This is a genomic window from Pseudorhodoferax sp. Leaf267 (assembly GCF_001422405.1).
Classification (GTDB): Bacteria; Pseudomonadota; Gammaproteobacteria; order Burkholderiales; family Burkholderiaceae_C; genus Pseudorhodoferax.
The window spans coordinates 65,500-86,567 of record NZ_LMMV01000006.1; the positions used below are offsets into that span (position 1 = coordinate 65,500).

General features: G+C 69.6%; 18 protein-coding genes and 2 riboswitches. Of the genes, 7 read left to right on the forward strand and 11 right to left on the reverse strand.

Annotated elements, in window-relative coordinates:
* Positions 1 to 7 precede the first annotated feature (7 nt).
* Together ASF43_RS10845 and rocF are read left to right on the forward strand one after the other, a co-directional pair.
* Complete coding sequence (locus tag ASF43_RS10845) at positions 8 to 700, forward strand: glutathione S-transferase family protein (RefSeq protein WP_056180314.1); 693 nt, start codon at positions 8 to 10, stop codon at positions 698 to 700.
* A gap of 23 nt (positions 701 to 723) precedes the next feature.
* On the forward strand, positions 724 to 1,641 hold the full coding sequence (gene rocF / locus ASF43_RS10850) for an arginase (RefSeq protein WP_056180317.1): 918 nt from the start codon (positions 724 to 726) through the stop codon (positions 1,639 to 1,641).
* 4 nt (positions 1,642 to 1,645) lie between these two features.
* On the opposite strand, the gene ASF43_RS10855 is transcribed toward rocF, so the two are convergent.
* The 4 genes from ASF43_RS10855 to ASF43_RS10870 are packed head-to-tail and all read right to left on the reverse strand — an operon-like array spanning position 1,646 to position 5,866.
* Positions 1,646 to 3,262 (reverse strand): GMC family oxidoreductase, encoded by a 1,617-nt coding sequence (locus tag ASF43_RS10855; RefSeq protein ID WP_056180322.1) that lies wholly within the window; start codon positions 3,260 to 3,262, stop codon positions 1,646 to 1,648.
* Complete coding sequence (locus ASF43_RS10860) at positions 3,259 to 4,263, reverse strand: ABC transporter substrate-binding protein (RefSeq protein ID WP_056180325.1); 1,005 nt, start codon at positions 4,261 to 4,263, stop codon at positions 3,259 to 3,261. Before ASF43_RS10860 ends, ASF43_RS10855 begins: the two co-directional genes overlap by 4 nt.
* A 17-nt stretch (positions 4,264 to 4,280) precedes the next feature.
* Positions 4,281 to 5,102, reverse strand: a complete 822-nt coding sequence (locus ASF43_RS10865; RefSeq protein WP_056180326.1) for an ABC transporter ATP-binding protein — start codon at positions 5,100 to 5,102, stop codon at positions 4,281 to 4,283.
* Positions 5,099 to 5,866, reverse strand: a complete 768-nt coding sequence (locus tag ASF43_RS10870) for an ABC transporter permease (RefSeq protein WP_056180329.1) — start codon at positions 5,864 to 5,866, stop codon at positions 5,099 to 5,101. Before ASF43_RS10870 ends, ASF43_RS10865 begins: the two co-directional genes overlap by 4 nt.
* A 109-nt stretch (positions 5,867 to 5,975) precedes the next feature.
* On the opposite strand from ASF43_RS10870, the gene ASF43_RS10875 reads away from it, so the two are divergent.
* On the forward strand, positions 5,976 to 6,704 hold the full coding sequence (locus tag ASF43_RS10875) for a GntR family transcriptional regulator (protein ID WP_056180331.1): 729 nt from the start codon (positions 5,976 to 5,978) through the stop codon (positions 6,702 to 6,704).
* The gene (locus tag ASF43_RS10880; RefSeq protein WP_056180334.1) at positions 6,701 to 7,855 is read left to right on the forward strand and encodes a mandelate racemase/muconate lactonizing enzyme family protein; all 1,155 of its coding nucleotides are present in this window, start codon (positions 6,701 to 6,703) and stop codon (positions 7,853 to 7,855) included. Before ASF43_RS10875 ends, ASF43_RS10880 begins: the two co-directional genes overlap by 4 nt.
* 2 nt (positions 7,856 to 7,857) lie before the next feature.
* Here the strand turns inward: ASF43_RS10880 and ASF43_RS10885 are convergent, their stop codons facing one another.
* The gene (locus ASF43_RS10885) at positions 7,858 to 9,444 is read right to left on the reverse strand and encodes a methyl-accepting chemotaxis protein (protein WP_056180336.1); all 1,587 of its coding nucleotides are present in this window, start codon (positions 9,442 to 9,444) and stop codon (positions 7,858 to 7,860) included.
* Between the two features lie 145 nt (positions 9,445 to 9,589).
* Positions 9,590 to 9,684, reverse strand: a riboswitch (cyclic di-GMP riboswitch).
* A gap of 235 nt (positions 9,685 to 9,919) precedes the next feature.
* On the opposite strand from ASF43_RS10885, the gene ASF43_RS10890 reads away from it, so the two are divergent.
* The gene (locus tag ASF43_RS10890) at positions 9,920 to 11,851 is read left to right on the forward strand and encodes a bifunctional diguanylate cyclase/phosphodiesterase (RefSeq protein WP_200932505.1); all 1,932 of its coding nucleotides are present in this window, start codon (positions 9,920 to 9,922) and stop codon (positions 11,849 to 11,851) included.
* On the opposite strand, the gene thiD is transcribed toward ASF43_RS10890, so the two are convergent.
* Genes thiD through thiC form a run of 5 tightly spaced genes read right to left on the reverse strand, consistent with a single transcriptional unit; the run spans position 11,751 to position 17,375 of the window.
* Positions 11,751 to 13,412, reverse strand: a complete 1,662-nt coding sequence (gene thiD, locus ASF43_RS10895; RefSeq protein WP_056180342.1) for a bifunctional hydroxymethylpyrimidine kinase/phosphomethylpyrimidine kinase — start codon at positions 13,410 to 13,412, stop codon at positions 11,751 to 11,753. The genes ASF43_RS10890 and thiD overlap by 101 nt on opposite strands.
* On the reverse strand, positions 13,409 to 14,230 hold the full coding sequence (locus ASF43_RS10900) for a thiazole synthase (protein ID WP_056180345.1): 822 nt from the start codon (positions 14,228 to 14,230) through the stop codon (positions 13,409 to 13,411). Before ASF43_RS10900 ends, thiD begins: the two co-directional genes overlap by 4 nt.
* A gap of 4 nt (positions 14,231 to 14,234) precedes the next feature.
* Positions 14,235 to 14,447 (reverse strand): sulfur carrier protein ThiS, encoded by a 213-nt coding sequence (gene thiS / locus ASF43_RS10905; RefSeq protein WP_056180347.1) that lies wholly within the window; start codon positions 14,445 to 14,447, stop codon positions 14,235 to 14,237.
* On the reverse strand, positions 14,444 to 15,484 hold the full coding sequence (locus tag ASF43_RS10910) for an FAD-dependent oxidoreductase (protein WP_056180350.1): 1,041 nt from the start codon (positions 15,482 to 15,484) through the stop codon (positions 14,444 to 14,446). Before ASF43_RS10910 ends, thiS begins: the two co-directional genes overlap by 4 nt.
* A gap of 4 nt (positions 15,485 to 15,488) precedes the next feature.
* The gene (gene thiC, locus ASF43_RS10915; protein ID WP_056180354.1) at positions 15,489 to 17,375 is read right to left on the reverse strand and encodes a phosphomethylpyrimidine synthase ThiC; all 1,887 of its coding nucleotides are present in this window, start codon (positions 17,373 to 17,375) and stop codon (positions 15,489 to 15,491) included.
* Between the two features lie 73 nt (positions 17,376 to 17,448).
* A riboswitch (TPP riboswitch) is annotated at positions 17,449 to 17,554 on the reverse strand.
* Between the two features lie 151 nt (positions 17,555 to 17,705).
* On the opposite strand from thiC, the gene ASF43_RS10920 reads away from it, so the two are divergent.
* Positions 17,706 to 18,206: a hypothetical protein gene (locus tag ASF43_RS10920; protein WP_156373274.1), complete on the forward strand. Its 501-nt coding sequence runs from the start codon at positions 17,706 to 17,708 to the stop codon at positions 18,204 to 18,206.
* A 127-nt stretch (positions 18,207 to 18,333) separates the two neighbouring features.
* On the opposite strand, the gene ASF43_RS10925 is transcribed toward ASF43_RS10920, so the two are convergent.
* Positions 18,334 to 20,325 (reverse strand): acyltransferase family protein, encoded by a 1,992-nt coding sequence (locus ASF43_RS10925; RefSeq protein WP_056180360.1) that lies wholly within the window; start codon positions 20,323 to 20,325, stop codon positions 18,334 to 18,336.
* Between the two features lie 184 nt (positions 20,326 to 20,509).
* Between ASF43_RS10925 and ASF43_RS30680 the strand changes: the two genes are divergently transcribed.
* Positions 20,510 to 20,713, forward strand: a complete 204-nt coding sequence (locus ASF43_RS30680; protein WP_156373276.1) for a hypothetical protein — start codon at positions 20,510 to 20,512, stop codon at positions 20,711 to 20,713.
* The last annotated feature ends 355 nt before the right edge of the window (positions 20,714 to 21,068 follow it).

Sequence of the window (21,068 nt, forward strand, 5' to 3'; positions counted from 1 at the left end):
ACCGCCCATGATCACAGTCTATTCCTGGCCCACACCCAATGGGCACAAGGTCCACATCATGCTGGAGGAGTGCGGCCTGCCCTATGAGGTCGTGCCCGTCGACATCGGCGCTGGCGAGCAGTTCGCGCCCGAGTTCCTTCAGATCAGCCCGAACAACAAGATCCCGGCCATCGTCGACACGGACGGCCCCGACGGCAAGCCCGTGTCGCTGTTCGAGTCCGGCGCCATCTTGCTGTACCTGGCCGGCAAGACCGGCAAGCTGCTGCCCAAGACCGACCGCCAGCGCTATGCGGTGCTGCAGTGGCTGATGTTCCAGATGGGCGGCGTCGGCCCCATGCTGGGCCAGACGCACCACTTCCGCGTGTACGCGCCCGAGAAGGTCGAGTACGCCATCAACCGCTACACCAACGAAACGCGGCGCCTGTATGGCGTGATGGACCGGCAGCTGGCCGACCACGCGTACATCGCCGGGCGCAGCTACAGCATCGCCGACATCGCCATCTTCCCGTGGCTGCGCAGCTGGCAGAACCAGGGCATCGACTGGGCCGAGTTCCCGCAGCTCAAGACATGGTTCGACCGCATCGCCGCGCGCCCGGCCGTGCAGCGCGGCGTGGCCGTGCTGGCCGACCGGCGCAAGCCCATCACCGACGACAAGGCGCGCGAAGCCTTGTTCGGCGCCACGCAATACCAGCGCCGATGAGCCGCCCTCTCCAAAGCCACTCGATGCCCGACACCACCACGGCCGCCTACATCGGCGCCCCCAGCGACGCGGGCGCCAGCGTGCGCGGCGCCGGCATGGGGCCGGACGCGCTGCGCGTGGCCGGCATCGCCGAAGCCCTGGCCGGCCAGCGCGTGGTGCTGCGCGACCTGGGCAACCTGGCCGGCCCCGTGGCCGACTGGGCGCCGCACCAGGGCGGCGTGCGGCATCTGCAGCAGGTCGTGGCCTGGAACCGCGCCGTCTTCAATGCCGTGGATGCGGCGCTGGCCGCGGGCCAGGTGCCCATCATGGTCGGCGGCGACCACAGCCTGGCCATCGGCTCCATCAGCGCGGTGGCCAAGCACTGCCGAGCCCAGGGCAAGCACCTGCGCGTGGTCTGGCTGGACGCGCATTCCGACGTGAACAGCGAGTCCATCAGCCCCAGCGGCAACCTGCACGGCATGCCCGTGTCCTGCCTGCTGGGCCACGGCCCGGCCGAGCTGGTGGGCTGGGCCGGCACGCCCGCGGCGCTGACCGCCGAGCAGATCGACTTCGTCGGCGTGCGCTCGGTGGACGCGGCCGAGAAGGAGGCCGTGCGCGCCTTCGGCCTCCAAGTGTTTGACATGCGCCACATCGACGAGCACGGCATGCGCAACACCATGACCGAGGTACTGCAGGACATGGATGAGAACACCCACCTGCATGTGAGCTTCGACGCCGACTGCCTGGACCCGGCGGACGCGCCCGGCGTGGGCACGGGCGTGCCCGGCGGCCCCACCTACCGCGAGATGCAGCTGTGCATGGAGATGCTGGCCGACACCGGCCGGCTGGGCTCGCTGGACGTGGTGGAGCTGAACCCGGCGCTGGACGTGCGCAACCGCACGGCCGAACTCGTGGTGGACCTGGTCGGCAGCCTGTTCGGCAAGTCCACGCTGATGCGCTGAACACTCAGGCCGTCGCGCGGCGCAGCACCAGGTTGGCGCCCTTCTCGCCGATCACGATGGCCGCGGCATTGGTGTTGGCCGAGGTCATGGTCGGCATCACCGAGGCATCGATCACGCGCAAGCCGTCCACACCGCGCACGCGCAGATCCGGGTCGACCACGGCCCCCGCATCACTCCCCATGCGGCAGGTGCCGACCGGGTGGAACACGGTGCCGCCCTTCTCGCGCGCGAAACGCTCCAGCTGCGCATCGCTGCGCAGCGCGTTGCCGGGCAGGTATTCCTCGCCCGTGGTCAGCTCGCGGAACGCCGGCTGGGCGTAGATCTCGCGCAGCATCTTCAGGCCCTCCACCAGCACGCGCACGTCGTGCGGCGCGGTCAGGTAGTTCGACACGATGCGCGGCGGCGCCAGCGGGTCGGCCGAGCGCAGCGACACCTGGCCGCGCGACTCGGGCCGGCACTGCGCGGCCGAGGCCGAGAAGCCCGAGAAGCGGTGCAGCGCATCGCCCGGCTTGTCGACCGACAGCGGCATCACGTTGAACAGCACATCGGCGCGCGCGTCCTTGGCCACGGGCGTGCGCACCATGCCGCCCACCTGGCCGGCGCCCACCGTGAGCGGCCCGCGCTGCTGGAGCAGCCATTGCGTGCCCATGCGTGCGAGGCCCCAGGGGCTGCGCACCTGGTCGTTCAGCGACATCTTCTCGCGCAGCTTCACGATCACGCGGGCCTGGTAGTGGTCCTGCAGGTTCGCGCCGACCTCGGGCGCGTCCACCTGCACGTCGATCCCGTGTGCACGCAGTTCGTCGGCCGGGCCGATGCCCGAGAGCTGCAGCAGCTGCGGGCTTTGCAGCGCGCCCGCCGCGAGGATCACCTCGGCATCGGCTCGCGCGCTGTGCAACCGGCCGTCCTGCAGCCATTCCACGCCCGCGGCCCGGCCCTGCGCCAGCAGCACGCGCGTGACCTGCACGCCGGTCAGCACCGTCAGGTTGGGCCGCGCACGCACGGGCGCCAGGAATGCCGTCGCCGCATCGCAGCGCCAGTGCCCGCGCAGTGTGAGCTGGTAGGCGCCCAGGCCTTCGTCCTGCGCGCCATTGAAGTCATTGCTGCGCGGGTGGCCGGCCTGCGCCCCGGCCGCGAGCCAGGCCGCGCAGTACGGGTGGTCATTGCGCAGGTCGGAGACGCCGAGCTCGCCCGAGGCGCCGTGGTACGCGGTCTCGCCGCCCGCATAGCGCTCGGACTTCTTGAAGAACGGCAGCAGCGCGTCGTAGCCCCAGCCGGGCGCGCCGGCCTGCACCCAGCCATCGAAATCGGCGCGCTGGCCGCGGATGTAGATCAGCCCGTTGATCGCGCTGGAGCCACCCAGCACGCGGCCGCGCGGCCAGACGATGCTGCGGTTGGCCGTTTCGGGTTGCGGCTCCACCTCGAACTGCCAGGAGAAGCGCTTGTCGTAGATGGAGCGGAAATAGCCCACGGGCAAGCGCAACCAGAAGTGCCGGCTCGCGCCGCCGGCTTCCAACAGCAGAACCCGATGACGCGCATCGGCGCTGAGCCGGTTGGCCAGCACGCAACCCGCCGAACCCGCGCCGACGATGATGAAGTCGTAGCCGGCGCTCTTCTCGCTCATGCCTTCACGAGATGCGTGAACAGCGCGGGATCGAAGTACTGCTGCGCCTTCACCGCATTCGGAATGTTGGCGCTTTGCACGAAGAAGTCCGTCACCTGCTGCAGCCACCCCGTGACCGTGCCGTCCACGTACTTGGCGCGCCACTCCGCGCTGGAGTGGTACTTGGAGGCCTTGAACTGCTCCTTGAATTCGGCCAGCGGCACTTCCTTGTAGCGCGTCTTGTGCAGCTCTTCGGCCGCTGCATCGGGGTTGGCCACGATCTGCTCGTTGGCCGGCAGCCAGCCCGCGATCAGCTTGCCGAGCACGGCCTTGTTCTTGTCGTAGTAGTCGTTGCGCGCGGCCCAGCCGCCCACGATGGCGGCCTGCGGGAAGAAGGCCGAGGCATCGACGATCTTGCGCGCGCCGGGCAGCTTTTGCCGCACCACGGAATCGAACGGCGCCCACAGCGCCACGGCCGGCACCGCGCCCGAGATCAGCGAGGTCACGGCCTCGGACATGCGCTGGTTCACGAGCCGCACGTCCTTGGTCGGATCGAGGTTGGCCGAGCGCAGCGCGCGGTCCAGGAACACATGGGCCGTGGTGCCCGTGGTGGTGGAGATCTGCTTGCCCTTGAGGTCGGCAATGCTCTTGATGCCCGAGTCCTCGCGCACCCAGAGCTGGGCCGTGGCGTACTCGATGTTGTTGATCAAAAACACCTTGCCCTGGCCGCGCGCGGGAAAGTTCGACAGCACCGCGCCGGTGGCCAGCACGTCCAGGCTGCCGCCGATCATGGCCTGGAACAGCTCCAGCCCGGTGGTGAACAGAACGGGCTCCAGCTCAAGCCCCTGTTTGGCGAAATGGCCGCCCTGGATGCCCAGCCACAGCTGGCCGTCCACGGCCGGCGTGTGCAGGTAGCCGACCTTGACCTTGGTGCGCGACTGCGCCAGCGCGGGCCAGCCCATGGCGGCCACGGCGGAGGCGGCGACGGTGTTGCGGAGGAAACTTCTGCGGGCGATGGCCATGGGCTGCTCCTGAAAAATCAATCGGAAAGACGAACGCTCTGCCGCGCCTGGGCGGCGTACTCCTGCATCACGAGTTCGCGGATCTGCGCCCGTAGCGCGCCGAAGCGCGGGTCCTCGTGCACGTTCTCGGCGCGCGGGTAGCCGAAGGGCACGTCAATCACGGTGCGGATGCGCGCCGGCCGCGCCGTCACCACCACGATGCGCGACGAGAGGTAGATCGCCTCCTCCACCGAGTGCGTGATCAGCAGCACCGTCTTGCCCTCGGTCTGCAGCACTTGCAGCAGCAGGTCCTGCATGGCGCTGCGCGTCTGCGCGTCCAGCGCGCCGAAAGGCTCGTCCATGAGCAGGAACTCGGGCTTGACCGCATAGGCGCGCGCCAGGGCCAGGCGCTGGCGCATGCCGCCCGAAAGGTGCTTGGGATGGTGCTCGGCGAAGTCCTTAAGGCCCATGAGCCCCATGTAACGCTCGACGATGGCGGCATGCTCGGCCTTGGGCACCTGGTTGCCCGCCAGGCGTAGGCCGAAGGCGATGTTCTGCCGCACGGTGAGCCAGGGGAACACGCCGTATTCCTGGAAGATCACGCCGCGGTCCGGGCCGGGGCCGCGCACGGGCTGGCCGTCCAGCAGCACCTGGCCGCTGGTGGGCTGCAGGAAGCCGCCCAGGATGTTCATGAGCGTGGTCTTGCCGCAGCCCGAGGGGCCGATCACGGACACGAACTCGCCCTGGCGGATGTCCAGCGACACACCGTCGAGCACGCGCATGGGGCCCTGCGCGGTGGGGAACTCCACCACCACGTCCTGGAACGACACGCGCAACGGCGTCTCTTGCGCGGCCGTCATGCGATGCGGTCCTGCCAGGCCACGAGCCGGCGCGTGGCGGCGCGCAGCGCGAGATCCATCGTGAGCGCGATGAAGCCGATGCAGATGATGCCCACGTAGATGATGTCGAGCTGGAAGAACGACGAGGCGTTCTGGATCAGCGAACCCAGCCCCTGCTGCGCCGCGATGAGCTCGGACGCGACCAGCGTGGCCCAGGCCACGCCCAGCGCCACGCGCACGGCCGTGAGGATGTGCGGCACCGTGAGCGGCACGATGACCTTGGCGAAGATTTCGAAATCGTTGGCGCCCAGCGTGCGCGCCACGCGCACGTAGATCGGGCTGATCTGCGCGATGCCCTCGTACATCACGATCACGCCCGCGAAGAACGAGGCGTAGAACAGGATGGCCGTCTTGGCCGCCTCGCCGATGCCGAAGTACACGATCACCAGCGGGATCAGCGCAATCGGCGGCAGCGCACGAAAGAAGTTGATCACCGGGTCGATGAAGCTGCGCAGGCCCTGGTACCAGCCCAGGCAGAAACCCACGGGCACGGCCAGCAGCGTGCCCAGCAGCACGCCGATGAACACGCGCTGGGTCGACATCCAGATGTCCAGCGGCAGGCGGTCGCCCATCAGCTCGACGAACTTGCGCGCCACCTCGTGCGGCGACGGCACCAGCGCCGGGCTGACCAGGCCGCTCAGCCGCACGCCGTACCAGAGCACCAGCAACAGCAGCCAGGGCGCGAGAATCAGGGCGGCGCGCCTGGGCGCCGAACTCGGTGGCATCACAACGAAGGTCTCCTGAAACTGTTTGTGCTGCTGCAGTGGTCGAGTCATACTATAGACCAGACTTTTAGGCGACCATAGCCATTTTCCGCATAAGCTTCTGCACCCCATGGCCGTCGTTCCGTTCTCCGCCAGCCCCATCCCGCGCTACCTGCAGCTGGCCGACCTGCTGCGCCAGCGCATCGCACGCGGCGCCTGGCCCACGGGGCATCGCCTGCCCTCGCTCGACGAGCTGGCGGCCGAGTTCGGCGTGGCGCGCGTGACCATGCGCCAATCCATCGAGCTGCTGGCGCGCGACGGGCTGGTGTCGCCGCAACAGGGCCGTGGCACCTTCGTAACCGGCCAGCCGCGCAACGAGCGCTGGCTCAGCGTGGTGACGACGCTGGACGAGCTCTCGCGCATGTACCGCGACACCGAGCCGCAGATCGTCAACATCGACGAGTCCACCGCGCCGCCCGCGTTGCACGCGGGCGAAGGCCAGCCGGCCGAGCGCTACGTGTTCATGCGCCGCGTGCACGCACGCGATGGCCAGCCCTACTGCGTGATCAACATCCACCTGGACGAGCGCATCTTCCGGCGCAGCCCCAAGCGCTTTCGCGACGAGACCGTGATCCCCATCCTCACGTCCATGAAGAGCGTGGTGATTGCCAAGGCGCATCAAGTGCTGACCATCGGCACGGCCGACATGGAGGTGGCGCGTCTCTTGGGCGTGCCGGTCAACGCGCCGACGGCCGAGGTGCGCCGCATCTTCCGCGACGCGAACGACCGCGTGATCTACCTGGGCGAAGTCACCTACCGGGGCGACGCCATCCATGTCGAAATGAACTTGATGCCATGAGCTTCCGAGATTTGCCCGCAAGCCCCTTCACGCTCGCGCGCATCGAGGCGCTGGTGTTCCGCTACCCGGTCAAGACGCCCGTGCGCACCTCGTTCGGCGTCATGCACGACCGGCCCGCCGTGTTCGTGCGCGTGGAAGACCAGGACGGCGCCGTGGGCTGGGGCGAGATCTGGTGCAACTTCCCGAGCTGCGGCGCCGAGCACCGCGCGCGCCTGCTCGACACGGTGATGGCACCGCTGCTGCTGCAGCAGGCTTTCGACGGCCCGGCCGCGGCATTTGCCGCGTTGACGGCGCGCACGGCCGTGCTGGCCATCCAGTCCGGCGAGCACGGCCCGATCGCGCAGACCATCGCCGGCATCGACCTGGCACTGTGGGACCTGAGCGCGCGCCGCGCGGGCCAGCCGCTGTGGTGGCACCTGGGCGGCGCGCACGGCCGCATCCCGGTCTACGCGAGCGGCTTGAACCCCGACCAGCCCGAGCAGCTGGCGCTGCGACGACGCGACGAGGGCTATTGCGCATTCAAGCTCAAGGTCGGCTTCGGCGCACAGCGCGACCTGGCCAACCTCGATGCCTTGCGCGCCGCGCTGGGCGACCACACGCCCTTGATGGTGGACGCCAACCAGGCCTGGTCGCTGGACGAGGCGCTGCACATGGCGCCGCTTTTAGAACCCTACCGCCTGGGCTGGCTGGAAGAGCCGCTGCGCGCCGACCGGCCCTGGCACGAGTGGCAGGCGCTGCGGGCCGCCACCGGCATCGCGCTGGCCGGCGGCGAGAACCTGGCCGGCGACGCAGCCTTCGATGCAGCAATGCAGGCCGGCGTGCTGGCGGTGCTGCAGCCCGATGCGGCCAAGTGGGGTGGCATCTCGGGCTGCTGGCCCGTGGTGCAGCGCGCGCAGGCCGCAGGCCTGCGCTACTGCCCGCACTACCTGGGCGCGGGCGTGGGCCTGCTGGCCTCGGGCCACCTGCTGGCCGCGGCCGGTGGCGGCGGCATGCTGGAGGTGGACGCCAACGACAACCCGTTGCGCACGGAATTGAGCCCCGCGCTGCGCAACATCGACGGAGAAGGCTGCATCACGCTGGGCGATGCGCCTGGCATCGGCGTGGTGCCCGACGCGGCGCAGATCGCCGAGGCGATCCGCCGCGCCGCCTGAGCTCAGCGCGCGGAGATCAGGCGTGCGCCGGTCGCATGGCCGGCGCTGCCCTGCAGCTTGAACACCGCCATGGCCTGCACCAGCTGCTCGGCCTGGCTGCGCAGGCTGTCCGCCGCGGCGGCCGACTCCTCGACCAGGGCCGCGTTCTGCTGCGTGGCCTGGTCCATCTGCGCGATGGCCTCGCCCACCTGCGACACGCCGGCACTCTGCTCGCTGCTGGCCGCGCTGATCTCACCCACCAGGTCGCTCACGCGCTGGATGGCCTGCACCACCTCGCCCATGGTGCTGCCGGCTTCGCCGACCAGATGCGTGCCCTGCTGCACGCGCTCCACGCTGGCGCCGATCAAGGCCTTGATCTCGCGCGCTGCGTCGGCCGAACGGCGGGCCAGGCTGCGCACCTCGGTGGCGACCACGGCGAACCCACGGCCCTGATCGCCAGCGCGCGCGGCTTCCACCGCTGCGTTCAGCGCGAGGATGTTGGTCTGGAACGCGATGGAATCGATGGTGCCGATGATGCTGGCGATCTTGCCCGAGCTCTCGTTGATCTCCTTCATCGTGCCCACCACGCGGGCCACGACTTCGCCGCCCTGCACTGCGACGCTCGACGCATTCAGGGCCAGGTTCTTGGCCTGGCGGGCGTTGTCGGCGTTCTGCTGCACGGTGGAGCTGAGCTGCTCCATCGAGGCGGCGGTTTCCTCCAGCGCCGAGGCCTGCTCTTCCGTGCGGCCCGACAGGTCGTTGTTGCCCTGGGCGATCTCGCTGCTGGCCGTGGCCACGCCGTCGGCGTTGTGGCGCACACGGGCGACCACGCTGGCCAGCTGCTGCTGCATGTCGCGCAGCGCGGCGATCAGGTCGGCGGCCTCATCGCGCCCTTCGACCTGCATGGCCTGCGTGAGGTCGCCGTCGGCGATACGGCGCGCCACGTCACCGGCCTGCGCCAGCGGCCGCGTGATGGAGCGCGAAATCAGCCACGCGAACAGGGCGCCCAGCAGCACGGCGACCACGCCGCAGGCGATCAACACCGTCTGACCCTGCGCCGCGCCGTCCTCGGCGCTTTGCAGGGATTGGGCGTACAGGCTTTGCTGGCGCTCCTCCAGCTTCACGATGCTGTCGCTGTAGGCCGCGGCCAGCGGCTTCAGGGTGCGCTCGAGCTCCGCCGTCACATCCTCGCCGCCCATGCGGCGCTTGAGGATGGCGGCGCGTGGTGCGCGGTAGGCCTCGCGGCGCGCGTCGATGTCGGCCAGCAGGCCCTTGCCGATGTCGGTCTGGATCAACTCGTGCAGGCGCTTGCGCGATGCCGCCGTGGTCTCGGAGGTCTTGTCCATGTCGGCCTGCCACTGCGGGATGCGGCGCACGTCGGAGTCCAGCAAAGCGGCCTGCGTGCGCACCCAGTTCAGGTCGATGGTCTGGCGCCAGCGCACGGCCACCTGCATCTTCTCGTTGTCGATGGTGCCGAGCTGGTGTGTCAGCCCGCTCAGCGCGCTCAGGCGCCACACGCCCACGGCCGCGCTGGCCGCCAGGATCAACAGGACGACGCCGAAGGCCAGGTTCAATCGGGCGCCGATGCGCAGGCTGCGAAGCCCGCTCATCGCGCGGGCTCCAGGCGCGGGGCGCATGGGGCGGAAAAGAAAAAGTGGTGCATGGGATCCCTGTAGGTTGCGTCCGAATACATGGCCAGAGCGGCAACGCGTGGCGACGCACAAGGTCCAGCGCCAGAACAGGGACTGGCCCGCCAGATGCAACCCAGCTGCCCGCGCGGAACCCGCATTCCAGCGCTTGGGCCTGTGGCTTTGCGTGCGCAACTTCCATTGCGTTTGCCGGCGGCCAGTCTAACATTTGATCTATTTACATACCCAATCCGCCGATCTAATAGTCATTAGGCCGAAACAGTTGGGCGTGATCCCGGGCGCGGCGGGCTGGCGTATCGCCAGGGCCGTGATTCGCTTGCAAGCGCGCCACCCGGTATGCTGTGACCGCGCGCCGCCCGGTCCCGCACCTTCCGAGAGCATGGCGCGCTAGCGAAAGGCGACCGTGCCAGGATTTCCACACTATCTCGGCGAGGCAGTGACGGAACTGCCCTTCCTGCTGCTGCAGGCGGCGGCCATCGTCGGCATGGTGTCCGTGCTGCTGTTGGTCAAGCGCGATGTGCCATTGGACGATGTGCGCTACAAGGTCCGCTTCGGCCTTGTGTTCGGCGTGTCCGGCTTTGTGTTGGCAATGCTGGTGTCCGAGTTCATCAAGATGCCGTCCAAGCCTTACTTGCGCACGGACATGTTGTTCCTGGCCGGCTTGCTGGGCGGCTGGCGCGGCGGCCTGATCAGCCTGGCCTTCGCGACCGCGGCCCGCCTGTACCTTGGCAGCCACGCGCTGTTCTTCGCCGCGATGATCGACCTGGTGGCGGCCACGGCCAGCGGCATGGTGCTGCACGGCTGGCTGATGCGGCGACCGCTGACGCAGCTGGGCTGGCACGAGCTGCTGGTCTGCTTCGCGGTGCGGACCGTGGTCTCTTTCACCGTCGTGTCACTGGTCTACGCTGCCGGCCTGATGGGGGCACTGCTGTACTGGAGCAACATGGCGCGCCGGCTGGCCGGCATCTCGGTCGCGGTGCCCATGGTGGGCGCGATCTTCATGCTGTTGCGCAGCGACGCACAGACGCGAGAGCAGGCCCGCAAGCGCGAACAGGCGGCCGTCACCGACACGCTGACCGGCCTGCCGAACCGGCGCGCGCTGCGCGACTACATCGAGGCCGAGCCACCGCGCGCGCCCGCCGGCACGCGGACCATCGTGCTGTTCGAAGTGGTGAACATGGCGGCGCTGGTCTCGGTGCATGGCGACGACTGGTCCGACGGCTTCTGGCAGCAGCTGGCGCGCGACCTGGGCAGCGGGCCGTCGGGCGACGTGCTGGCCGGCTTCAGCCCCTGCACCTTCCTGTTCTCCGACACCACGCTGGCCATGGTCGTGCACCGGACATCGGCCCAGGAGCTGGAGGCCAGCGGCACGATGGCGCAGCTGCATGCCAGGCTCACGGCGCTGTTCCAGGAGCGCGCCTCCGACGAGCAGCCGATCCCGCAGCTGCGCATCGGCGCCGTCACGCTGGACGCCCACCCGGCGCGCAGCGTGGCGTCCAGCCTGCGCAACATCAGCCTGGCGCTGCAGGGCAGCGAGAACCCTGTGCAGGTGTTTCCGCAGTCGTTCGCGGAGAAGGCCAAGAGCGACGAGCGCCTGCGCCGGATGCTGGTGGAGTGGATCCGGCACGGCACGCCGCCCCTGCACTACCAGCCCAAGTTCGCGCTGCGCAACCTGCGCACGGTCGGCGCCGAGGCCCTGCTGCGCGTGAGCGACGAGCAGGGGCAGCCGCTGCCGCCGCCCTATGTGCTGGAGATCGCCGAGCGCCACCGCCTGCTGGTCGGCCTGGAATGGGCCACGCTGCAGGCGGTGGTGCGCGATCTGGAACAGGTCGGCCGTGCCATGCCGCGCCTGGGTCTGGCGGTGAACATCTCAGCCGCGTCGTTCGTGACCGACGGCTTCGCCCAGCGTGTGCTGCAGCTGCTGCGCAGCACGGGCGTGGCACCGAGCCGGCTGACCGTCGAGCTGACGGAGACCGCCAAGCTGCCGCTCATCGAGATCGTGCAGCACAACGTGCAGGCGCTGCACCAGGCCGGCGTGAAGCTGTCGCTGGACGACTTCGGCACCGGCTACGCCGCGCTCGCCCTGCTGGCGCGCTTCCCGTTCTCCGAGGTCAAGATCGACCGCTGGATGACCACCGGCATCGCCCATGGCCGCATCCGCCAGGCGGTCGTGCTGGCCGGCGAGACCGCCCGCCGCTACGGAGCCGCCCTGGTGACCGAAGGCGTGGAGACCGAGTGGCAGCGCCAGGCGCTGCTGGAGCTCGGCGTCACGACCGGGCAAGGCCACCTGTTCTCGCACGCGGTGCCGCTGGCGGAGCTGCTGGCGCTGCGCGCGCCCCAGCCCAGGACGGAGCCTGCGGTGCTGTGAGTCGTGGCGCCAGCGAGGGCTGGGGCCAGGGCGTGGGCGCCGCCGCGCACACCGCATCCGCCAGCGCCTGCTGCATGGCCGGCACCGTGGCCGCCGGCGCATCGCCCAACATACGCACCACGCACACGCCATCGGCGCCGGCCTCGGCCGCCTGAGCGATTTGCTGTGGCGCCAGGATGCCGCCGATGGCCACCACCGGCGCGCCGGCCATCGCACACCACCAGCGCAGGTTGGTGAGGCCCTGCGGCCGCCACGGCATGGCCTTGGTCAGCGTCGGCCAGACCGGGCCGCAGGCGATGTAGGCGGGAGCAAGGCTGCGTGCGCGCGCCAGCTCCCACAGGCTGTGCGAGCTGACGCCCAGCGCCAGCCCGCTGGCCGCCAGCGCGGCACGCTCGCCCTCGCCCAGCGCGAGCAGGTCTTCCTGGCCCAGGTGCGTGCCGTGCGCACCGGCCGCGGCGGCGGCCTGCCAGTGGTCGTTGACGAACAGGCGCGCACCGGCCGCGCGGCAGGCCTGCACGGCCAGCAGCACCTCGTCATACAGCCACTTGCGCCAGCGCGCATCCGCCTGCGGCGGCTGCTTGATGCGCAGCTGCACGGTGCGGATGCCGGCCTGCAGCACGGCCAGCACGCGTGCAACGGAATCCACGATGGCATAGAGGCCCAGCGGCGCCGTATCGGCAGGCATGGCGGGCGCGAAGCACGGCTCGGTGCCCAAGCTCAGGCGCGGCAGCAAGGTGGGCTCGGCATGGAAGCCCGGCCGCGCCAGCACCTGGCCCGGCCCGCGGCCAGCCGCATGGCCATGGCGCAGCGCATGGGTGGCTGCCATCTTGGCCAGCACCACCGCATCGGCCGCGACGAAGCCGTGGGCCAGCGCTGCCGCGGCGCTGCTGGCGAAGGTGCAGCCCGTGGCATGGGTGTTGCCCGTGCCCAGCCGCGGCAGCGCCAGCCAGCCACGCGCATGCGGGCTGTCCAGCCAGTCCAGCGCCAGGCCCTGCTCGTCGGCGCCGGCGTCCTGCGGGTCGCCACCGGTGATGCAGACCGCCTCGGCGCCGAGCGCACGCAGCGCCTGGGCCGCGGCGGGAATGTCCTCGCGCGCCAGGTTCGCGCGGCCGAGCAGCCGCGCCGCCTCGCGCCGGTTGGGCGTGACCAGCGTGGCGCGCGGCAGCAGGTGCGTGCGGTACGCCTGCACGGCGGCGTCGTCGGCAAAGGTCGCGCCGCTGCTGGCGCCCAACACCGGGTCCACGACCAGCGCCAGGCCGGGCCGGCGCGCGCGCAGGCGGTCGGTCCAGTCGGCCACGCAACGCATCCGCGCGGCGTCGCACAGCAGGCCGGTCTTCAGCGCGTCGGGCGGCATGTCCTCGTGCAGGGCCCGCAGCTGCGCCTCGACCAGCGCCACGGGCATGGGTGCCACCTGCGTCACGGCGCCCGAGTTCTGCGCCGTGACGGCCGCGACCACGCCGCAGTAGTGCGTGCCCTCGAACGCGTCGATGGCGCGCTGGTCGGCTGCCAGGCCCGCGCCGCCGCTGCTGTCGGTGCCGGCAATGCTCCAGACGGTCTTCATGGCGTGCCCCCGATCAGCAGCGGCTCGCTGCCCACGGGTGTGCTGGGCACGGCGAAGTCCTGCCGCGCCATCACGCCGGCCTGCCAGGCATCGCGCCCGGCCTGCACCGCCGCGCGGAAGGCCCGGGCCATGCGCACAGGGTCGCGCGCCTGGGCCACGGCCGAGTTCAGCAGCACGGCGTCGAAGCCCAGCTCCATGGCCTGCGCGGCGTGCGAAGGCGCGCCGATGCCGGCGTCGACGATCAGCGTGGCGCCGGGCAGGCGCTCGCGCAGCGTGCGCAGCGCGAAGGGGTTCAGCAGGCCCTGGCCCGAGCCGATGGGCGCGCCCCAGGGCATCAGCACTGGGCAACCCACATCGAGCAGGCGGCGGCACAGCACCAGGTCGTCGGTGCAATAGGGCCAGACCACGAAGCCTTCGCGCACGAGTTGCGTGGCGGCCTGCAGCAGCTCGAACGGGTCGGGCTGCAGCGTGTGCTCGTCACCGATCACCTCCAGCTTGAGCCAGGGCGTGTCGTACAGCTCGCGCGCCATGTGGGCCAGCTCGATGGCCTCGCGTGCGGCGCGGCAGCCGGCGGTGTTGGGCAGCAGGCGCGCGCCCTGCGTGCGCACGGCCTCGCGCACGATGGCGACGAAGCCGTTGTCGCCGCCGGCCGCCAGCGCGCGCTTGAGGCCGACCGTCACGACCTGCGTGCCCGATGCGGCGATGGCCTCGCCCAGCACCTGCGGCGAGGGGTATCCAGCCGTGCCGAGCAGGAAGCGACTGCTGAGCGGCGTGCCGGCAACCTGCCAGGTGTCGTGATCGAAAGTGGGGTCGTGCATGGGCTCAGCCTCCGACGATGGGTTGGAACAGCAGCACGGCGTCGCCGTCGTGCAAGAGGTGGTCGCCGCGCGCAGCGCGTGCGACGAAGGCGCCGTTGACGGCCGTGCCCACGGCCTCGGGGGCGTGGCCCAGCGCCGCGATCAGCGTGGCGAGGGTGCTGTGGGCCGGGACGTTGTGCGGCTGGCCGTCGAGCTGGATGTGCAGGGCCTCGGTCATGCGGCCACCTTGTGCGCCAGCACGCCCATCGCGTCCTCGACCAGTGCGGGCGCCATCAGCCAGCCGTGGCGGAACAGGCCGTTGATGCGCAGCAGGCCATCCGCGTGCTCGAGCCGCGGCAGGTGGTCGGGCAAGGCAGGCCGCAGGTGCCGGTCCAGCCGCAGGATGCGCGCCTCGGCCAGCATGGGCAGCACGCTATGGGCGGCGCTCATGAGTTCGACCGCACTCTTGAGCGAGACGTTGGAGCAGTCCTCGCTCTCGATCTCGGTCGCGCCGACGAACATCAAATCGCCTGGCCGTGGCACCAGGTACACCCGGTGGCGCGCATGCAGCAGGCGCACGGGGCGCGCGAGGCCGTGGCCTGGCGCATGCAGCCACGCGGTCTCGCCGCGCACGCCGCGCAAGGGCAGCGCGTCACGCGCGCCGAGGCCACGCACGTCGATGGCGGTGTCGAAGTCGGCGGCGCTGCCGTCGGCGAATTGCAGCCGGCCGGGCGCCACGCGCGCGACGGGCCGCCCCCAGTGCCATTGCACGCCACGCGCCTGGGCGTGCAACGCCGCCAGCGTGGCCAGCGGGTCGATCTGCGCCTCGCCGGGCAGCAGCCAGGCATGGGCGAAGGCCGGCAGCGCGGGCTCCAGCGCTTGGAGCGCGGCCGCGTCCAATGGCTGCGGGGTCGCGATCGCGTCGTGCAGCCGCGCGAGCACGCGCTGGGCCGTGCCCCCGTCTGCGCGGTGCGCCAGCAGCAGGCTGCCGCGCTGCGCGAAGAACGGCCCCGGCGATCCGAGCGCGGCGACGATGCCCTGCCACAGCGCAATCGAGCGCCAGCCCAGCGCCGCCACGGCCGGTGCCGCATGGTCGCGCTCGGCCAGCGGGCTCAGCATGCCGGCCGCGCTGAAGGCCGCCGGCCCCTGCGCGTCGAACAGAGGCTCGCGGCCGGGTGCTGCGTCGTACACGGCCACACGGTGCCCCGCGCGCGCGAGCTGCCAGGCCAGCAGCCGGCCCAGCAGGCCTGCACCTGCGATGCCGAAGGTGGGCATGGCTTCAGGCCTTGGCGATCGGGATGTAGATCTCGCTGCCTGCCGCCTTGAACTCGGCCGACTTCTCGGCCATGCCCTGCGCCAGCGCTTCCTGCTCGGCCACGCCCTTGGCCGCGGCGAACGCGCGCACCTCCTGCGTGATCTTCATGGAGCAGAACTTGGGGCCGCACATCGAGCAGAAATGCGCCTCCTTGCTGGAATCCTTGGGCAGCGTCTCGTCATGGAAGTCGCGCGCCGTGTCCGGGTCCAGGCTCAGGTTGAACTGGTCGGTCCAGCGGAACTCGAAGCGCGCCTTGCTGAGCGCATCGTCACGCGCCCGCGCGCCCGGGTTTCCCTTGGCCACATCGGCCGCATGCGCGGCGATCTTGTACGCGATGATCCCCTGCTTCACGTCGTCGCGGTCGGGCAGGCCCAGGTGTTCCTTGGGTGTCACGTAGCACAGCATGGCCGTGCCCATCCAGCCGATCATGGCCGCGCCGATGGCGCTGGCGATGTGGTCGTAGCCCGGCGCGATGTCGATGGTCAGCGGCCCCAGCGTATAGAACGGCGCCTCGGCGCAGTGCTTGAGTTGCTCGTCCATGTTGGCCTGGATCATGTGCATCGGCACATGGCCCGGGCCTTCGATCATGGTCTGCACGTCGTGCTTCCACGCGGTCTGCGTGAGCTCACCCAGCGTACGCAGCTCGGCGAACTGCGCTTCGTCGTTCGCGTCGGCACCGCTGCCGGGCCGCAGGCCGTCGCCCAGCGAGAAGCTCACGTCGTAGGCTTTCATGATCTCGCAGATCTCGTCGAAGTGCGTGTAGAGGAAGCTCTCGCGGTGGTGCGAGATGCACCACTTGGCCATGATCGATCCGCCGCGCGACACGATGCCCGTCCGCCGGTTCGCCGTGAGGTGGATGAAGGCCAGGCGCACACCGGCGTGGATGGTGAAGTAGTCCACGCCCTGCTCGGCCTGCTCGATCAGCGTGTCGCGGTAAATCTCCCAAGTCAGGTCTTCGGCGACGCCGCCCACCTTCTCCAGCGCCTGGTAGATCGGCACCGTGCCGATGGGCACCGGGCTGTTGCGCACGATCCAGTCGCGCGTGGTGTGGATGTTGCGGCCGGTGCTCAGGTCCATCACGTTGTCGGCGCCCCAGCGGATCGCCCACACGAGTTTTTCGACCTCTTCCTCGATGCTGGATGTGACGGCCGAGTTGCCGATGTTGGCGTTGATCTTCACGAGGAAGTTGCGGCCAATCGCCATCGGCTCCACTTCGGGGTGGTTGATGTTGGCCGGGATGATGGCGCGGCCGCGCGCCACCTCGTCGCGCACGAACTCGGGCGTGACCAGGCCGCGCGGCAGCCTCGCGCCCAGCGGGTTGCCGGCCAGGCGCTGCTCGCGCGCCGTGTCGGCCAGGTACTGCGCCATCCACTCGCGCCGGCCGTTCTCGCGCAGCGCCACGTATTCCATCTCGGGCGTGACGATGCCGCGGCGCGCGTAGTGCATCTGCGTGACGTTGGCACCGGCCTTGGCCCGGCGCGGCTGGCGCTGCAGCGCGGCAGCGTCGGCGCGCAGCTGCGCGATGCGGTCGGCCGATTGCGCCTCATGCTTCACGCCATCGTCCAGCACCTGGCGCATGCGGCCGTCGTACAGCTCGGTGTCGCCCCGCTCGGCGATCCAGGGTGCCCGCGGCTGGCCCAGGCCGCGCCGCACGTCGATGGCGGCATCGGGCTCGGTGTAGGGGCCGGAGGTGTCGTACAGGTGCACGAGCTCGCCATTGGTCAGCGCCACCTCGCGCAGCGGCACGCGCAGGTCGACGCGCGAACCTTCGAGGTAGATCTTGCGCGACGCGGGAAAGGGTTCGCGCGTGAGGGCGAGAAGTTGGCTGAGCTTGTCTTCGGGTGCGTTCATCGGGGCTCCACAGGTGGTGAAAGATGCCCCGTGCGCCCCTGGGCACGATGCGGCCGAACTGGCCGGACTGGTGCCGAGATGATGCAGCTCTTCTTACGCCGGTACTAACCGGTTCAAGTTCGCGGGTTTGGCTTGAGCCATCTCAGCACGTATCGCAGCGTGCACCCCGGAGCGGGCGCGAGTCTAGCGCACACCACGTGGGATGGCCAGACATCTTGGCTGGCCATGACTTGATCCAGGTTAGTTACCGCGCGCAACAAGTCGTCTAGACTCGGCGCCCCGGCCGGCATCCCTGGCCCGCCGGATCTCACGAAGGGCCGTGCCGCTACCGTGCTCAACCAACCAACCGACCAGCGTCATCCCCGCCGCCCCAACGCGGCACTGCCCAGGCGCCTGCTCGCCGCCCTCGTGCTGCTGCCCTCCTTGTGCTGGTCCGGCAGCGGCCTGTGGTTCACCATCACGGGCGACCCTGATCGCGAGGAAGTGAACACGATCCAGATCGATCCCGCCCCGCTGTCGGTCGAAGGCCCGGTGCGCACGATGGCGATCCGTGTCAGCCGCAACATCGAGCGCGTCAGCGGCGACGGCATCCGCTTTCGTTCGTTCAGCGGCACCGTCGAATTTCGTTGCGACGTGTTGCAAGCCAGGTTCGTGACCAGCCAGTTCTACGACCAGCCGCTGTGGCGCAGCCCGGGCCGCCTCGTGCAATACCCGCCGACCGACGTGCGGCCGATGGCCTTCCGCGAGTTCGAGCCGAACCCGCGCGACCGCGTGATGCGCGCCGCCTGCGGCAGCAACAATGCCGCGGCAGGACGGCCCGATCTGCAGTGACGCGGGGAGGCAAAAGAGTTTTCCCTGCCGCGTGGGGACAAGCCTGGGGACAACCCCCTGCGCATCTGCGGGAATCGTTGCTGGGCCTGGGCTGCGCCACGGTGCCCGCGAAACAGGCAGCGTCCGGCTAGCGCTCGCCGGCGATCTTCTGCGCGATCTCTTCTGACACCGGGCGCGCGCCTGCGTTCGAAAGATGGTTTGAGTCGGTGTAGAGCGACCGGGAGTTCACGACGGCGGCGCAGCGGTCCCGGATGGAGGTGTTGCACAGCATCGCGCTGGGGAAGATGCGCACCAGCTGGGGCGAATCGCCCAGCGCATCGAGCACCGACCAGGCCTTCGCATTGCGCACCACGTAGTGCGCGGCCGATGTGGACAGATTCACCTGGCCCGCCGTGTCCAGCGCAAGCTTGGACGCGGTGATGGGCACATTCCAGCCGACCTCGGGGATCGGGTAGACCAGCAGCACCCGCTTGCCCGCAGACAGCAGCTCCTGGATGGAATCGGTGATGCGCTGCGCGATGAAGGCCTGCCGCTCGGCGTGGCTGCGTGCACGCCCCTTGAAGGCGATGCCGTCGTAGACCACTGCCTGGCTGGGCCCGGCTTCGATGCCGCCCTCGCGGTTGTCGAAGCGGCTGGACTCCAGGTACAGCGTGAAGCGCGCGGCGACCACGACGTCCTTGACCGTGCTGTCGCGCAGGATCGCGTCGAACGCAGCCCGGTAGTGTGCGTCGCAGGCATCGGCGTAGCTGGCGATGTCCACGCGGTACAGGCCCGTCGCAGGCGGGCAGCCGACCTTGGTCAGCAGCCGCAGGCCCTGCCCACGCCTGGCCAGGCTCTCGCCCAGTGTGGCGGCGAGCGACTCGGCATGCGAATCGCCGATCAGCACACCGCGCACGTTGGTCCGGTCGCCGACCACGGGCGGCTGCGCGGCGTCGCTCTGGATTCGGCTCGCGTCGGCGGATGTCTGGGCGATCATGCGCGCGCTGTCGTTGAGCCGCCCAGGGAAGCCCTGGCCCAGCACGCCGGCCACGCCGATCGCCACCATGGCCACGCTGCCCACGGCGCTGAATGCAAAGATCTGCCGGCGACCGAAGCGAGCGCGGCTGCGGAACGGCTGCTCGACGAAGCGCCAGCTCAGATAGGCGAGCACCCCTGTCAGCGCGATCAATGCGACGAACACGCCTGGCGCCGGATGCCCCGGCATCCGATGGCGCGCAAACGCCAGCAGTGGCTGGTGCCACAGGTAGGCGCTGTAGCTGACCAGACCGATGCCAACCAGCAGCCGGCTGCCCAGCAGCTTGCCGGCCAGCGTCTCGCGGGTCGCAAACAGGATGACGAGCGCCGTGCCGACCGTGGGGACCAGGGTGTAGAGGCTGGGGAACGGCGTGCGTGGATCGAATGCGAGCACGGCATAGGCCAGCAGCAGCACGCCCACTGCGCCGCCGGCCTCGGCAATTGGGGGGCTCGGCGTCCACCGCTTGTCGCGGAAGAAATGGAACGCGATGAAGGAGCCGATCAGCAGCTCCCAGCAACGTGTAGGCAGCAGGTAGAACGCGGCATCGGGCCTGTGGGTCGCGGCCCAGTGCGCCGCGCCCAGGCTGACCAGCGCCACGGCCACCAGGCAGGCCACGATGCGACCCCGCCCGAAGCGCCACATGACCAGCAGGAACACGGGGAACAGCAGGTAGTACTGCTCCTCGACCGCCAGGCTCCAGGTGTGCAGCAGCGGCTTGAGTTCGGCCGCGGTGTCGAAGTAGCCACTCGTCAGCCAAAACAGGATGTTGGACGCGTAGAACGACACCGCGATCAGGCTATGGGAGAACAGTTGCAAGTCTTGCGGCAGCAGCCACAGCCAGGCGAACGGCAGGCAGGCCAGCACCACGAAGAACAGCGCCGGAAGAATGCGACGCGCCCTGCGCTCATAGAACTCGACGACGCTGAAGGTGCCGGCGCGCTGGCTGTCCAGGATGATGGAAGTGATCAGGTAGCCGCTGATCACGAAGAACACATCGACGCCGACGAAGCCACCGCTGAACGTCTGGAAACCCGCGTGGAACAGGATCACAGGGACCACGGCCAGCGCCCGCAGCCCATCGACCTCCCTCCTGTACTCCATCATGCGAACGACCCTTGCAGCCAAAAACGCGCGATTTTGCCGTCGAATCATGGACCGCAATCCAGCGGACACGACTCCGCGTGCGTCAATGCCCGATCAGGGACCGGGCACTAAACATGCCAAATTCCTGTTCCATACGTGATGCTAGTCACACAGATGATGGTGTAGACGGCCCTAATCTCACTGCATGCAACAGGTCAGAATCGCACGCAAGGAAGGCCGTACCTTCGCCGACGCCAGGCGTTTCGTCAGTGAATGGATGGAGGCGTCGTCGATGAACCGATGGTTCCTCAGGGCCAGGCTTTCCGACGCTTTGGAAGTCCATGGCGAAGGCTCGCACTGGATCGAAGTGCGCGACAACGCTCCGGCATTCAAGTCTGAAACAGCCTGACCACGGCAGGCATCGCGGCGGCCCGGCCGTGGTCTCGTTCGCTCGGTGACCCTGATCTCCGAGAGCCCGCGTGGACCTCGCCCCGCGCGGGCGTTGTGCATCTAGGGTGACTACGGTGTCGGTCTTCCTGTCAATTCAGACAGGGGCGTTGGCAATATTTCTTTTGGATCAAGGACTTGAGCAGTTGGCTCGAGTCTTGCAACAGTGCTGGCGTCCTATGCTTTTCTTGAGAGTGCGTATGAACGACCGGCTTCCGCAACACCAGCCATCTACTTCTCAAACGGAATCTCGTACGGCTGCCCCCAGGACTCTTGTCAACAGCTCGGCCACCGCGCCCTACGTTCCCAGCAAGGCC

What these genes read in the sequence shown, in the direction of transcription:
- ASF43_RS10845 (WP_056180314.1), top strand. Translation starts at nt 8, where the DNA reads ATGATCACAGTCTATTCCTGGCCCACACCCAATGGGCACAAGGTCCAC.
- rocF (WP_056180317.1), top strand. Translation starts at nt 724, where the DNA reads ATGCCCGACACCACCACGGCCGCCTACATCGGCGCCCCCAGCGACGCG.
- ASF43_RS10855 (WP_056180322.1), bottom strand. Translation starts at nt 3,262, where the DNA reads ATGAGCGAGAAGAGCGCCGGCTACGACTTCATCATCGTCGGCGCGGGT.
- ASF43_RS10860 (WP_056180325.1), bottom strand. Translation starts at nt 4,263, where the DNA reads ATGGCCATCGCCCGCAGAAGTTTCCTCCGCAACACCGTCGCCGCCTCC.
- ASF43_RS10865 (WP_056180326.1), bottom strand. Translation starts at nt 5,102, where the DNA reads ATGACGGCCGCGCAAGAGACGCCGTTGCGCGTGTCGTTCCAGGACGTG.
- ASF43_RS10870 (WP_056180329.1), bottom strand. Translation starts at nt 5,866, where the DNA reads ATGCCACCGAGTTCGGCGCCCAGGCGCGCCGCCCTGATTCTCGCGCCC.
- ASF43_RS10875 (WP_056180331.1), top strand. Translation starts at nt 5,976, where the DNA reads ATGGCCGTCGTTCCGTTCTCCGCCAGCCCCATCCCGCGCTACCTGCAG.
- ASF43_RS10880 (WP_056180334.1), top strand. Translation starts at nt 6,701, where the DNA reads ATGAGCTTCCGAGATTTGCCCGCAAGCCCCTTCACGCTCGCGCGCATC.
- ASF43_RS10885 (WP_056180336.1), bottom strand. Translation starts at nt 9,444, where the DNA reads ATGAGCGGGCTTCGCAGCCTGCGCATCGGCGCCCGATTGAACCTGGCC.
- thiD (WP_056180342.1), bottom strand. Translation starts at nt 13,412, where the DNA reads ATGAAGACCGTCTGGAGCATTGCCGGCACCGACAGCAGCGGCGGCGCG.
- ASF43_RS10900 (WP_056180345.1), bottom strand. Translation starts at nt 14,230, where the DNA reads ATGCACGACCCCACTTTCGATCACGACACCTGGCAGGTTGCCGGCACG.
- thiS (WP_056180347.1), bottom strand. Translation starts at nt 14,447, where the DNA reads ATGACCGAGGCCCTGCACATCCAGCTCGACGGCCAGCCGCACAACGTC.
- ASF43_RS10910 (WP_056180350.1), bottom strand. Translation starts at nt 15,484, where the DNA reads ATGCCCACCTTCGGCATCGCAGGTGCAGGCCTGCTGGGCCGGCTGCTG.
- thiC (WP_056180354.1), bottom strand. Translation starts at nt 17,375, where the DNA reads ATGAACGCACCCGAAGACAAGCTCAGCCAACTTCTCGCCCTCACGCGC.
- ASF43_RS10925 (WP_056180360.1), bottom strand. Translation starts at nt 20,325, where the DNA reads ATGATGGAGTACAGGAGGGAGGTCGATGGGCTGCGGGCGCTGGCCGTG.
- ASF43_RS30680 (WP_156373276.1), top strand. Translation starts at nt 20,510, where the DNA reads ATGCAACAGGTCAGAATCGCACGCAAGGAAGGCCGTACCTTCGCCGAC.